Source organism: Ruegeria sp. YTSA105, from assembly GCF_059610225.1.
The window spans coordinates 34,143-46,799 of sequence record NZ_JBXWNE010000019.1 but is presented as its reverse complement, the minus strand read 5'-3'; the positions used below and the strand labels follow the sequence as shown (position 1 = coordinate 46,799).

The window sequence follows — 12,657 nt, the reverse complement described above, 5'->3', positions numbered from 1 at the left end:
CGGCTTTGAGCCCCGAGCAGTCGTTACAAAGCTGGCTTTGAGCAAAGGACTTCATCTGGAACTCAGTCCAGCGTGTTCTTGTAGACTTTGCCGTCTTTCATGATCAGATCGAAATTCTCATGCGGGTCTGCGATCAGGTCGATATCTTGCAGCGGATTGCCGTCCACAAGGATTAAGTCGGCATAAGCGCCCTTTGCGATTACACCCAAATCGCCTTGTTGATAGGGGTGGCGCGGGCCTGAGAGTTTGAGCAGTTCAGCATTGGTTGAAGTCGCCATTTTCAGCACCTCGTATGGCGTGTACCAGCGCTGCAACTTGGCAAGGAACGCGCCTTGACGTTCGGCCAGTTTGGGATCGAACAGGATGTCGGTGCCGAAAGCGACTTTCACGCCAACTTCTTTCGCCGTTTTGTAGGTGAAATCTGTACCGTTGGTGACGTCGATCCATTTCTGCTGGCTAACAGGGTCGTCGAAAGAAAAGCCATCCTCGTCATCCAGAAGAGGCTGCACTGACAACCACACGTCGTTGTCGCGCATCAGTTCCATCGTTTCGCGGCTCATCAAGAAGCCATGCTCGATGGACTTAACGCCAGCGGCAACGGCTATCTCCACTGCCTCGTCCGTGAAGACATGAGATGCAACATAGGTGTTGTAGGTGTCAGCCACCTCTACGAATGCCTCGATTTCGGCCTTGGTGTATTGGCGTACATCCAGAGGGTCATAGGTAGATGACACCCCGCCGCCGGTGGAAATCTTAAGCTGGGTCGCGCCCATGCGCATGATCTCACGCGCGCGTTTGACCACTTCCGGAACACCATCAGCCTGCGCCATCAAACCAACGCTGTACCAGTACCATTGCGAATCCGCGCCGTTCGTCGGAACCGCTTGGTAGGGGCGATAGTCAAAGTGGCCGCCGGTTTGTGTCACGGGCGGGCCGGACGGCAAGATACGAGGGCCTTCGATCTCGCCTGCGTCAATCATCCGTTTTATGGCAAATGAATTGCCGCCAACGTCGCGCACCGTAGTGAAGCCGCGCATTAATGTGCCTTCGGACCCGATGGCACCCCGCACCGCGACCTCAAGAATATCGCCGGTCACAACCACGCTCTGCGGATTGCAGCAGTAAAGCGTGTGCCAGTGTACGTCGATCAGGCCCGGCATCAACGTGCGCCCGCCGCCGTCGATGACGATACCATTGGCGACGGTGAGGGGTTCTGAGGACACATCTGTTATCAGATTGTCGGTTACAACGACATTGGCATTTGCAATCATTTCCTCATTCACACCATCAAACACGTTGACGTTTGTGAACAGTATCGGTCCCCCATCCTGGGAGAGCGCTTGCGAACTGGTTATTGCAAGAGCAATCGACGAAACTGCGGCAAGTTTGGGAAAATGCATTCGAAATTCCTCAGAAAATTCTGTCGGATAAACCATCCCAGCGGAAGCAAGATTTTTCAAGCATTACCTCGCTTTTCTCCAATGGCAGTTTTGTCCGCCTTGCCGACGTTCAATAAAATAAAAAACCCCGCTGACCATGCAGCGGGGTTTACTTAATCAATGCTAAGGGTTGTGCGTATCGCTCACCCCTTCTTCAGGACCTCACGGCCCAGCAATTCGGCGATTTGTACCGCGTTCAGCGCTGCGCCCTTGCGCAGGTTGTCACTGACGCACCACAGGTTCAGGCCGTTCTCGATGGTTGAATCTTGACGGATGCGGCTGATGAAGGTGGCGAAATCACCCGCGCATTCGATCGGCGAGACGTAACCACCGTCCTCACGCTTGTCGATCACCATGATACCCGGAGCTTCGCGCAAGATATCGCGGGCTTCGTCTTCGTCTAAGAATTCCTCGAACTCGATATTCACGGCCTCAGAGTGGCCGACGAATACCGGTACGCGGACGCAGGTGGCTGTGACCTTGATCGACGGGTCGACGATCTTTTTGGTCTCGACAACCATCTTCCACTCTTCCTTGGTCGAGCCGTCTTCCATGAAGACGTCGATCTGCGGAATGACGTTGAAGGCGATCTGCTTCTGGAACTTGTTCGGCGGAACTTCGGTGGTGGGGTTGTAGATGGCTTTGGTCTGATCCCACAGCTCATCCATCCCTTCTTTGCCCGCGCCGGAAACCGACTGGTAGGTCGACACGACGACGCGCTTGATCTTGGCGCGGTCATGCAGCGGTTTCAGCGCGACAACCATCTGCGCGGTCGAGCAGTTGGGGTTGGCGATGATGTTCTTGTTCTTATAGTCGTGGATCGCCTCAGGGTTACATTCCGGCACGATCAGCGGAATTGCAGGGTCATAGCGATACAGGGACGAGTTGTCGATCACCACGCAGCCAGCCGCCGCCGCCTTGGGGGCGTAGACCTTGGTCGCCTCGGATCCCACAGCAAACAGTGCCATGTCCCAGCCGGTGAAATCAAACGTGTCCAGGTCTTTGGTCGTGAGTGTCTTGTCGCCAAAGCTTACTTCGGTTCCCAGCGACCGACGGCTTGCCAGCACGGCAAGTTCATCGATGGGGAACTGGCGTTCTGCCAGAATGTTCAGCATTTCGCGGCCCACATTACCTGTGGCGCCGACGACTACGACGCGATAGCCCATTTCATGTCTCCAAAGTTAAGGACGCGCGTTCATAGCCGCGTTGCAGCAAAGAAAAAAGAGGTTTCACGGGATATTTCCCCCAATGACACCGATTTGACGCGGTGCATCGCCTCAGGCGTCGGTTAGAAGCCGTTCATAGAGCGCCACCAAGGTCTTTGCCTCGCCGTAGATGTCGAAATTCTGTTCCACATGGACGCGGGCGGCGCTGCCGGATAGCGCCAGCGACTCGGAGTTCGACAGCATTTCAGCGGCGGCATCAGCCAAGGCGGGAATGTTCCCCGGTTCGACCACTTGGCCCAGTGAGGGGTCGGTCACGATCTCTGCAAAGGCACCGACATCGGTTGCCACCACAGGCACGCCGCAGGCCATCGCCTCGAGCGGGGTCAGACCAAAGCCTTCCCAGCGTTGCGGCGCGATGAACAAGTCCAGCACCTGGTACCACTCGGCGATCTGATCCACCGTGACCTCGGGTTTGAATAGGATGCGGTCAGACAGGCCCGCCTTGGCGACCTTGTCTTTCAGCTCGGCCAGAAAGCCGGTGTGTTTTTCGGTCGCGCGGCCCATGACGATGCCATGGACGTCTTCGAAACGGCCACAAAGGTCGATCATCGCATCGACGAAAGCATCGGTGCCTTTCTGGTGCCGGATACGGCCATAGCACCCAAGCAGCAGACCACTGGGCAGGCCAAGTTTGCCCCGCAGGGCGGCTTTGTCCGCGGGCGGGGTGAAATTCTGCAGGTTGATGCCATGCATGATGACCTGCGCGTCCCGCTCAAGATATCCGGCGGTTTTGCGCGAGGTGGCAACCACCGCGTCCATCTGGTCGATCAGCCATTTGGTATAGCCCGTATGCGACCGCTGCGAGGCGCTGGTGAATAGCAGTTTCAGGCGCAGACGAAAGACATTGCGCAGGAACAGGCCCAACAGCATCTCGGTATTGCGGCGCGCATGCCAGACGCGCGTGGTCTTGCGCGACAGAAAGGGCAGGCGGCCCAGCGGGATATGGGGCAGGTCGGCTGGAAGGCCCGGTCCGGTGGCGGCGATGTCGATCCATTGCACCTGCAAAGGCACCAGCCGCGCAATCGTCGCGGTCACGCCGGACAGCCTGCGTTTGAGGTTGGGTGCGATGACAACAGGGTCGGACATGGGCTCTCCCGATGGTTCCAGCGTCAGTCAACGCTGTCGCGGCTGAATAGGTAAATCACGCATCCAATGGCAAGCGTGACTGCAAAAAAGCCGAATATCGCTGTGTAGGGCGCGGTTGGACTGATGTCCACTGTCGCGGCATGGACGCGGCCGGTGACAAATTGCGCCAGTCCCACTCCGCCGATGCCGAACAGATTCAACAGGGTCATGCCACGCCCGACCAGATGCGGCGGCACGAAGGCGCGGCCATGGGCCATGATGACCGGAAAGCTGGCGCCCATGAAACCGATCACCGCCATCAGACTTACTGACACCCAGACTGCCATGTCGATCCACAGGCACAACAGCCCCAGCGCCGCCGCGCCCAAGGCATTGCCGCCAAAGATCACCCATTTCCGTGTGCCCAAAAGCCGGTCCAGTGGCCCATAGGCAAAGGTGCCGGCAATCATAGCCGCCCCCATGACCAGCGTCGCGGTTCCGATCTGCGTAGTGCTGAGGGCGAAAACGTCGTTCAGATATGGACCTGCCCACAGGCCTCGTGTCGCAGCCGCGGGGGCGTAGGCCACCAGCATCAGCGGCAGGATGGCCCACAGGGCAGGTTCTTTCAGCAGGTCCAGCACTGACCCGCGATGCTCGGTCTCAACCGGTTTGGGGTCGTGAACGCTGATCCAGATGCCCGCTGCGATAATGGCCGAGACGATGGCCAGTGTAGCCATTGTGGCGCGCCAGCCCATCAGTTCGACCGCAAGTGCTGTGGGGTAGGAGGCCACAAGATTGCCGACCGACCCAACGCCCAGCATGATGGCTGCTAGCGTGGCAAAGCGGGCGGGCGGGTATTCGCGGGCAAAGATGTAATAGGATGCCATCAGAACGGGCGAGCACCCGACTCCGATCAGCCCCATCGCGATTGCGATATGAAACGGGGTGCTGGCCACTGCAAACAACGTAGCGCCGCCCGCGCCGCCTGCCAGCAACAAAACCGCAGCCGTCAAACGCGGCCCGATCCGGTCCAGCGCCCAACCCACTGGCAGTTGCATGGCGGCAAAGACCAGAAACCAAAGCCCCGAAGCAAAGGCCAGATCTTCGGGCCTTGCCCCGATGTCACGCCCCAGATCGACGCTGAGCACGGCAAGAAAGGCACGAAAAAATTGGCTGAGCACATAGCCCAGACACAGAACCACCAGTCCGGTTTTCATGAGACGCCTCTTTCGCCCAACCCGCCAGCAAATGCTTGGCATGTCCCCGTGATATGTACAAGCGCGTGTGCTATGATGTTTTCAGCGGACATCGAGCAAATTTGGGCTATCTGAAGGTCTATTCATATTGTCGAGGAACCAATGAAAGATGCACAGGCCGCATTTTATGACAGCCTTCCGCTGTTGCGGGACTTTAACAATCTGACCGATCCTGAACGCTTTACCGCGGTGCCGACGGAATGGGTTCTTGGTGTCGCAGATGTCGTGGATTCCACCGGTCAGATAGAGCGGGGACGATACAAGGCCGTGAACATGGTTGGGGCCGCGGTGATCTCGGCCATGATCAATGCGCTTCGCGGGCAAGAATTTCCCTATGTCTTTGGGGGTGATGGTGCCGGGTTCGCCGTACCGGCAAGCGCGGCAGAGGCAGCACGTAGCGTTCTGGCCGATTTGCGGCGCTGGGCGGAAGAAGAGTTCGAGATCGCACTGCGCGGGGCCGTCGTGCCCGTCGCCGAAATCCGGCAGGCGGGCAAGGATCTTCGGGTTGCGCGTTACGCGCCATCCGAGGGGGTGGATTATGCGATGTTCTCGGGCGGTGGTCTGGCCTGGGCCGAGGCCGAGATGAAAGCAGGCCGGTTTGAGGTTCCGTACGCAGCCCCCGGTGCGCTGCCGGATTTGACCGGGCTGTCCTGCCGCTGGTCCAACAGCAAGGCGCAGAATGGTCAGATTGTCTCGGTGGTGGTTCAGCCAACTGCCCGCGCTACCGAGACCGATTTCGCCGACCTGTCAAGGGCTGTTCTAGTGGCCGCTGAAGGATTGGACCGGTCCGGCCACCCGATGCCGGAAAGCGGCCCTCCGATCCGCTGGCCTCCGCCTGGTTTGGCGCTGGACGCCCATGTTTCCCGTGCGGGTCGCAATCTGTTGGTACAGAAACTCAAGCTGTTGGCGCAGAATTTGATGATCGCACTGCTGTTCAAATCTGGAAAGCGATTGGGTAATTTCGAGCCTGGTCACTACAAGCGCACGGTCAGTCGCAATGCGGATTTCCGCAAATTCGATGACGGTCTTAAAATGACGCTGGATTGTGACCCGGCAACCTTGAAGCAAATTCAGACCGTTCTTGAACAGGCTCGGAAACAGGGCAGCATCCACTATGGCTTGCATGCACAGGACGAGGCGATGATGACCTGCTTTGTCCCCTCGGCCACCCGTGACGATCACGTACATTTCGTCGATGGTGCCTCGGGCGGGTATGCTCAGGCGGCCTCGGCGATGCGGGCTTAGGCCTTCCACCTTGCGGCCAGGGCACGCGCCGCCTGTGTCAGCAGCATCACGTCGATCCCCACCGCCTGGAACTGGGCGCCCATGTCCTTATAGGCCTGCGATGCCTCATCCGTGACACCAAGAATGCCCGGGGCTTTGCCTGCTGCAACGATGCGCTTCATCGCGTCGGCGATCACCGCCTGGACCTCGGGCGCGGCGCTGTTTCCCTGAAAACCCATGTCAGTGGACAGGTCAGACGGACCGATAAACACGCCATCCACGCCTTTTACCTGTGCAATGGCATCCAATGCGGCGATACCGGCGCGGTTTTCCACCTGTAACAGCAGACATATCTGATCGTCTGCGGTCTGAATGTAGTCCTGAACCGTTCCGTATTGCGTTGCGCGTGAGGCCATCGCGCCGACGCCCCGCACACCTTGGGGCGGATAGCGGCAGGCACGTACCAGATCGCGCGCCTGTTCAGCACTTTCCACCATCGGTACCAGGATTGTCTGAGCACCTGCGTCCAGCACCATCTTGATCAATGCGGTGTCGCCCACCGGGATTCGCACGACGGGATGTGTCGGACTGGCGGCCAGCGCGATCAGCTGATCCCGGATGGACCGGATATCATTCGGCGCGTGCTCACCGTCGATCACCAGCCAGTCGAATCCGGCAGTGCCCATGATCTCGGCTGTTACCGCCTCAGCAAAGCTGGACCAACAACCAATCAGATGGTCGCCGTTTTTCAGGGCTTGTTTGAACGTGTTGACGGGTGCGGACATGTGGAACCTCTAGTTTAGCGAGCGGGCGATTTCAGTGATCACGTCAAATGCCATTTGGACGTCTGCCTGCGTGGTCTCAAACTGACCGGCCTGAAAGCGGATCACCAAGTCGCCATCAACGCGGGTTTGAGTCAAGTAAATGCGGCCATCATCATTGATCGCATTGACCAGCCGTAGGTTCAGATCGTCCAGATCGGTTGATCCAGGGGGGGCATAGCGGAATGTCCACAATGACCACATAGGGTTAGTGGTGATTTCGAAATCGGATTCAGCTTTCAGCCGGTCATGCAGAGCCACTGACCATGTTATATGATTGCGCAACCTTTCACGTAGCCCTTCCAGACCATAGGCGCGGATGACGAACCACAGTTTCAGGGCTCGGAACCTGCGGCCCAGCGGTACCGACCATTCAGAATAATTTATGATCCCGTCCTTGCCGTGGGTCTTCAGGAATTCCGGGCTGATCGCGAGTGTCCGTACCAGATCATCGGGGTCCTTCAGAAAATGGGCGCAGCAATCGAACTGAACACCCAGCCATTTATGCGGGTTGAACACGATGCTGTCGGCTTGCTCGACTCCCTCCCAGTAATGGCGGTATTCGGGGCATATCATGGCCGAGCCAGCCCAAGCTGCATCGACATGCGAATATAGCCCGTATTTTTGCGCAATCTTCAGACATTCCTCTACCGGATCGGTCGCGCCGGTTCCGGTGCCGCCGACGCAGAGGATCACGCCGGTTGGTTGATAACCAGAGTCTAAATCGGCTTGGATTGCTGTTTCCAGCGCCTGTGGGTCCATCCCGCGCCAGTCGCCTTGTATGGGCACCCGCACCAGATTTTCCTGCCCGATCCCCGCAACCCATATGGCGCGATCAACCGAGGTATGGACTTCGGCCGAGCAATATACGCGCAGCGGTTTCTGTCCGAACAACCCATGTTGGTTGCCCTGCCAATTCAGCGCCTTTTCCCGCATGGTCAGCACAGCGGCCAGGGTCGCGGACGAGGCGGAATCCTGAATGACACCTGCAAAGCCCGTGGGCAGATCCAGGGCCTGCCGCAACCAATCCATCATCCGCGTCTCCATCTCGGTCGCGGCGGGGGATGTCTGCCACAACATGCATTGCGGAGCGATGGCGCTGGTTAGAAACTCGGCCAGAACCGACGGGGCCGAGGCGTTTGCATTAAAATAGGCAAAAAAGCGAGGATGTTGCCAATGGGTAATCCCAGGCATCACGATCTGTTCGAAATCGTGAAAGATTTCCTCCATCGCCTGGGAGCGCTCGGGAGGGCGCGCGGGTAAGGCGTTAAGAATATCACCGGGTTCCGTTCTGGCCCGAACCGGATTGTCGCCGACAGTCAGATGGTAATCCTGTGCCCACTCAGCAATCTTGGCGCCCCAATCCGAGAATTCATCCCAGTTCATTTTATCTTCCAATCTTCTCTGAACACCGCTTTCGATCCTGTGCCAGTGATGAATATCCGGGTTGAAACGTCAACGCCCTTTGCAGGAATCCAGTGGTCTGAGATTTATCTGAACATGTTTCCGCAGAGAGAAATGGAATAATTTAGGCTCTAATAAGCGATAAATGCCTAGAATTCCAAACACGGAAAGGTCAGTTGAAGAATGAACCGAATTCGGCCAGAATTTAACATGGCTCATGAAATTCCATTGACGTCCCGGTCTTTGCCTATTGCGCTGCTGCGCGCGAGGGAACGGGTTATGGGGCCTATCCGTAGAATGCTTGTCGAAGCGGGCGTAACCGAACAGCAATGGCGAGTTCTGCGGGTGCTGGAAGAGGAAGGCCCTCAAGAGCCCACGCATATTGCTGACCGTGCCTGTCTGCTTTTGCCCAGCCTGACCCGCATTCTGCAAAAGCTTGAGGCCAAGGGCCTTGTCGCGCGGAAAAGCCATCCGGTCGACAAGCGCAGGCAGATTGTTGAGATCACGGTCAAAGGGGCAGGGATTATCCGGGATAACATCGACTATACGTTGCTTTTGGCTGAAGAAATCCGCAACACGCTGGGACCAGAGCGGCATGAGGCGTTGCTGGATCTTCTCAACGATCTGCACGAGTTGAAATTACAATCAGATTCTCGGGACTAACAGTGTGTGGGCCCCGCCAGAGGGCCTTTGTGACCTCTCTGGCGGAGTGGCCAGGCCCGAGTGGACCATGTGCCTGGCCTACAGCCGGATACGAGGGGTGTTCAAACGATCCGGCAACGTTTCAGAGAACATCAGACCCCGAAAATCGGGGTTTCTCAGGCGCAAACTTACCCAGGGGGATGGGTGTTTGGCCGTGGTCCTCTGAATACTCGCACCCGGATTTCAGCGATTTCTGCCGTCCACGCGGGTGTCTTCGCAAGAAGGCGGAGGATTGGTGGTCCGCCGCCTTTGTGAGTGGTGACGTCTCAGAGCTGAACGCTTTCTGTTAGCAATAAGCTAGCGCGATACAGCAGTTTTCCAAGGTTTGACGGCTAAAATCTGAATGAGCTGTCGCAGTGTTTTCAGTCGCATGTTGAAAGTAAGCCCAGCGCCATAAGTAGCCATGTCTGCGAATTTTGAAACACGCGCAGGCTTACCGGTTCGATTTGGGCAAGCCTGTGCCGAATCATCCCCGAATTGTCGGCAAAAACCGGCGTGCGGGTTTCCAAGGATTGCGACTTGCTCTGGTTTATGCCCTTTAATATCCACTTTAACTAACCTGTGTTATGGCGGCATGATGATGGGTAGCCTGTTCTCTATTCCTGATCCGATCGCTTTGCCGGTTACCGGCGAGGACGACACATACCCGGTTGGGCGAATCTTTTGTGTGGGCAGGAACTATGCCGCACATGCGGCTGAAATGGGACATGAGGTCGACCGTGAGGCCCCTTTCTATTTCACCAAGGCCGCTGCAAACGCGGTCCTGTCTGGGGTGACGACGGCTTATCCTCCGGGGACCGAAAATTTCCACCATGAGATGGAGCTGGCTGTTGCAATCGGAAAGCCGGTTTTTCAAGCTGATACTCCTCAGGTGCAGGAAGCGGTGTTTGGCTTTGGCTGCGCCCTGGACATGACCCGACGTGATCTGCAAATTCGCGAGCGCAACAAACAGCGCCCTTGGGATCTTGGAAAAGATTTCGAGAATGCAGCCGTATTTGCCCCTCTGACCCGCGTGAGCGATTGGCAACCTGATCCGCAAAAGCGCATCGTTTTGCGCGTTAACGGCGAAATCCGTCAGGACGCAACCTTGGAGGAGCTGATCTGGTCGATCGATGAGATCATCAGCCACCTGTCCGGCTATTACCACCTGCAACCGGGCGATCTGATCCTGACCGGAACGCCCGCCGGTGTCGGGCCGGTCCAGCCCGGAGATTCACTGGAAGGTGAGGTTGACGGGTTGCAGCCGGTCAAATTGAGTATATCAGACCCTAAATAGGGTCTTTTTGCCAATTCTCGGCAAATTCTATGTCATCCAACCCGGCAAAGCGACGAACCCGGTCCAGTTCGGCCTGTAGGCGGCGCGTGCGGGCATCTGACCACCGTACTGTTCGTTCTGGCCACAGGGCGCTGACCCGCAGCACCGACTGATCGCGATGGGCCTTCATGTCGATCCGGCCAATCAGCCGGTCGCCTTCGAGAAGCGGGAAAACATAATAGCCATAGGTGCGTTTAGGGGCAGGAACAAAAACCTCGATCCGGTAGTGAAACCCAAACAGCCGCTGCGCACGGTCACGGTCCCGCAGCATGGGGTCAAACGGGCTCAGCACTCTGATCCGACCCGGCGCTGGGGGGATCTGCGCGGCTTGTTCAGCAACATCCGGGCGTCCAAGCAGTTTCCTGACCTGACCATTGGCACATTCGATCTCGATCTCTTCGACACGGCCTTTGGTCAAGGCGGTTTTGCACCAATTTCGGGCTTCTGCGCTGCTGACCGTATCCCAAAACGCCGCCAATTCGCCCGAGGTCGCAAACCCCAGCCGGTCAAGTGCCGCATGGCACAGCCAATCCACGGTATGTTCGGCGTCATAAGGCATATTGCCGGGGCAAAGATGCGTCTCGATCACCCGCTCGGTCAGGTCATAGCGTTTCTGGAACCCCTGCCTGCCGATCACGGTCAGCGCGCCCGAGCGCCAGAGGAATTCAAGCGCGGTTTTCGACGGGTGCCAATCCCACCATCCGCCGGAGCCTTTCTTTTCGTCTTTTCCCACATCCGATGACGAAACCGGCCCATGATCGCGTATATGCTGCAATACGGTTTCAAATTGCTGCTCAAACCCATCGCGACGCCAGTTTTTCCAGCGCGATTTCAGCAGGTCAGCGTCGCGCTGAAACCGTAGATGCCAATGGGGGTAGAACTCCATCGGAATGACTGCGGCATCATGAGTCCAATGTTCGAACAGCCCACGGTCACGTTCATACACATGCTTGAGGTTTTTGGCGCGATAGGCGGGCCTGCGCGAAAACAGGATCATGTCATGGGCGCGGGCGACCGTGTTGATACTGTCCAGCTGAACAAATCCCAGACGCCTGATCAATTCAAGCAGGTCAGGCCCTTTCGCAGCCCCGGACGGCTGTTCTGCCAGCGCGTGCCGGTCCATGAACAGGGCGCGGGCCGCCCGATTGTTCAGCCTTTGCATCGCCATGGGTCAGCGGCGTTTCAGCGTATCGCCATAACTGATCTTGGGGGTCAGAGTTATGCGGTTTTCGACCTCGGAAGCGGGATCGGAAAGCTGAACGGCGATTATCTCGGCTGCTTTGCGCCCAATCTCGTGTCGACATGCATCCATTGTGGCCAGCTTGCGCGGCAGGCCCTGTAACAGTTCGACATTGTTGAACCCTGCCAAACCGATCTGGCCTGGAATGTCTATCCCCTGGTCCAACAGATACAGCAATCCACCAGCACCAATCATGTCGTTGGAATAATACAGGAAATCCAGATCCGGTGAGCGTTCCAACATGGCTTGAGTCATCTCGCGGCCTTTGGCCAAGGCCGAGCCGCCGGAATAAAACTCGCGGTCTTCGATCTCGATCCCATGCTTGCCCAGCACTTCGGTAAAGCCTTCGAACCGTTTCCGGGCGCGGTGATCCAGGGGCATTTTGGTGCCCATAAAGCCGATATGTTCATAGCCCGCTTTCAGGATCGCCTGTGCCATCTCACGCCCAGCGCGGCGATGGGAAATCCCGACCATCGCGTCCACCGGCTTACCATCGGTGTCCATGATCTCGACCACCGGAATCCCCGCCGAATCCAGCATGGCGCGTGCGGCATCGGTATGTTCCAATCCGGCGATGATCACGCCCGAGGGCCGCCACGAGAGCATCTCGTACAGGACTTTTTCCTCTTTTTCGGGCAAATAATCGGTGACGCCGACCACTGGCTGTAGCTCGGTATCCTCAAGAATCTGATTGATCCCGGTCAGCACCTCGGGGAACACCATGTTCGACAGCGACGGGATGATCACCGCCACAAGGTTCACCCGGCTTGAGGCAAGCGCACCAGCGATTTTGTTCGGCACGTATCCCAGTTCTTTTGCTGCGGCCAGAACGCGTGTGCGGGTCGCATCCGACACGTCACCCCGATTGCGCAGAACCCGGCTGACCGTCATCTCAGACACTCCGGACGCTTCAGAAACATCACGAAGGGTGAGTGGGCGTTTGTTTTCTGTGGTCACGGGGTGCA

At 57.5% G+C, this 12,657-nt stretch carries 11 protein-coding genes; 3 read left to right on the top strand and 8 right to left on the bottom strand.

Translation table 11 applies throughout. From position 1 onward, the window contains the following. Window positions 1-62: 62 nt before the first annotated feature. The 4 genes from AC2FH2_RS18320 to AC2FH2_RS18305 all read right to left on the bottom strand — a co-directional run bounded on the left by AC2FH2_RS18320 (window position 63) and on the right by AC2FH2_RS18305 (window position 4,947). Window positions 63-1,400, bottom strand: coding sequence for a metal-dependent hydrolase family protein (locus tag AC2FH2_RS18320; protein ID WP_496824731.1), 1,338 nt, complete (start codon window positions 1,398-1,400; stop codon window positions 63-65). 182 nt (window positions 1,401-1,582) lie between these two features. Continuing rightward, window positions 1,583-2,605 (bottom strand): aspartate-semialdehyde dehydrogenase, encoded by a 1,023-nt coding sequence (locus AC2FH2_RS18315; RefSeq protein WP_496690511.1) that lies wholly within the window; start codon window positions 2,603-2,605, stop codon window positions 1,583-1,585. A 111-nt stretch (window positions 2,606-2,716) separates the two neighbouring features. Then, complete coding sequence (locus AC2FH2_RS18310; protein WP_142637552.1) at window positions 2,717-3,751, bottom strand: glycosyltransferase family 4 protein; 1,035 nt, start codon at window positions 3,749-3,751, stop codon at window positions 2,717-2,719. A 23-nt stretch (window positions 3,752-3,774) separates the two neighbouring features. Next, window positions 3,775-4,947: an MFS transporter gene (locus AC2FH2_RS18305; RefSeq protein WP_496694574.1), complete on the bottom strand. Its 1,173-nt coding sequence runs from the start codon at window positions 4,945-4,947 to the stop codon at window positions 3,775-3,777. Between the two features lie 141 nt (window positions 4,948-5,088). Here AC2FH2_RS18305 and AC2FH2_RS18300 point away from each other — a divergent pair, with 141 nt between their 5' ends. Next, window positions 5,089-6,231: a DUF3095 domain-containing protein gene (locus AC2FH2_RS18300; protein ID WP_496824729.1), complete on the top strand. Its 1,143-nt coding sequence runs from the start codon at window positions 5,089-5,091 to the stop codon at window positions 6,229-6,231. Here AC2FH2_RS18300 and AC2FH2_RS18295 read toward each other — a convergent pair. Next, the gene (locus tag AC2FH2_RS18295; protein ID WP_496714268.1) at window positions 6,228-6,995 is read right to left on the bottom strand and encodes an HpcH/HpaI aldolase family protein; all 768 of its coding nucleotides are present in this window, start codon (window positions 6,993-6,995) and stop codon (window positions 6,228-6,230) included. The genes AC2FH2_RS18300 and AC2FH2_RS18295 overlap by 4 nt on opposite strands. A gap of 9 nt (window positions 6,996-7,004) precedes the next feature. Further along, the gene (locus AC2FH2_RS18290) at window positions 7,005-8,417 is read right to left on the bottom strand and encodes a pyridoxal phosphate-dependent decarboxylase family protein (RefSeq protein WP_496714266.1); all 1,413 of its coding nucleotides are present in this window, start codon (window positions 8,415-8,417) and stop codon (window positions 7,005-7,007) included. Between the two features lie 228 nt (window positions 8,418-8,645). On the opposite strand from AC2FH2_RS18290, the gene hpaR reads away from it, so the two are divergent. Both hpaR and AC2FH2_RS18280 read left to right on the top strand, forming a co-directional pair. Continuing rightward, window positions 8,646-9,098, top strand: coding sequence for a homoprotocatechuate degradation operon regulator HpaR (hpaR, locus tag AC2FH2_RS18285; RefSeq protein ID WP_496714264.1), 453 nt, complete (start codon window positions 8,646-8,648; stop codon window positions 9,096-9,098). Window positions 9,099-9,714: 616 nt separating this feature from the next. Then, window positions 9,715-10,413: a fumarylacetoacetate hydrolase family protein gene (locus AC2FH2_RS18280; protein WP_496824727.1), complete on the top strand. Its 699-nt coding sequence runs from the start codon at window positions 9,715-9,717 to the stop codon at window positions 10,411-10,413. On the opposite strand, the gene AC2FH2_RS18275 is transcribed toward AC2FH2_RS18280, so the two are convergent. Both AC2FH2_RS18275 and AC2FH2_RS18270 read right to left on the bottom strand, forming a co-directional pair. After that, window positions 10,406-11,620, bottom strand: coding sequence for a winged helix-turn-helix domain-containing protein (locus AC2FH2_RS18275; RefSeq protein ID WP_496824725.1), 1,215 nt, complete (start codon window positions 11,618-11,620; stop codon window positions 10,406-10,408). The two genes, AC2FH2_RS18280 and AC2FH2_RS18275, sit on opposite strands and share 8 nt — an antisense overlap. Window positions 11,621-11,623: 3 nt before the next feature. Then, window positions 11,624-12,649: a LacI family DNA-binding transcriptional regulator gene (locus AC2FH2_RS18270; protein ID WP_496690504.1), complete on the bottom strand. Its 1,026-nt coding sequence runs from the start codon at window positions 12,647-12,649 to the stop codon at window positions 11,624-11,626. Window positions 12,650-12,657: the final 8 nt, after the last annotated feature.

Excerpts from the sequence above, each read along its gene's own strand:
- AC2FH2_RS18320 (WP_496824731.1), bottom strand. The coding sequence starts at position 1,400 with ATGCATTTTCCCAAACTTGCCGCAGTTTCGTCGATTGCTCTTGCAATA.
- AC2FH2_RS18315 (WP_496690511.1), bottom strand. The coding sequence starts at position 2,605 with ATGGGCTATCGCGTCGTAGTCGTCGGCGCCACAGGTAATGTGGGCCGC.
- AC2FH2_RS18310 (WP_142637552.1), bottom strand. The coding sequence starts at position 3,751 with ATGTCCGACCCTGTTGTCATCGCACCCAACCTCAAACGCAGGCTGTCC.
- AC2FH2_RS18305 (WP_496694574.1), bottom strand. The coding sequence starts at position 4,947 with ATGAAAACCGGACTGGTGGTTCTGTGTCTGGGCTATGTGCTCAGCCAA.
- AC2FH2_RS18300 (WP_496824729.1), top strand. The coding sequence starts at position 5,089 with ATGAAAGATGCACAGGCCGCATTTTATGACAGCCTTCCGCTGTTGCGG.
- AC2FH2_RS18295 (WP_496714268.1), bottom strand. The coding sequence starts at position 6,995 with ATGTCCGCACCCGTCAACACGTTCAAACAAGCCCTGAAAAACGGCGAC.
- AC2FH2_RS18290 (WP_496714266.1), bottom strand. The coding sequence starts at position 8,417 with ATGAACTGGGATGAATTCTCGGATTGGGGCGCCAAGATTGCTGAGTGG.
- hpaR (WP_496714264.1), top strand. The coding sequence starts at position 8,646 with ATGGCTCATGAAATTCCATTGACGTCCCGGTCTTTGCCTATTGCGCTG.
- AC2FH2_RS18280 (WP_496824727.1), top strand. The coding sequence starts at position 9,715 with ATGATGGGTAGCCTGTTCTCTATTCCTGATCCGATCGCTTTGCCGGTT.
- AC2FH2_RS18275 (WP_496824725.1), bottom strand. The coding sequence starts at position 11,620 with ATGGCGATGCAAAGGCTGAACAATCGGGCGGCCCGCGCCCTGTTCATG.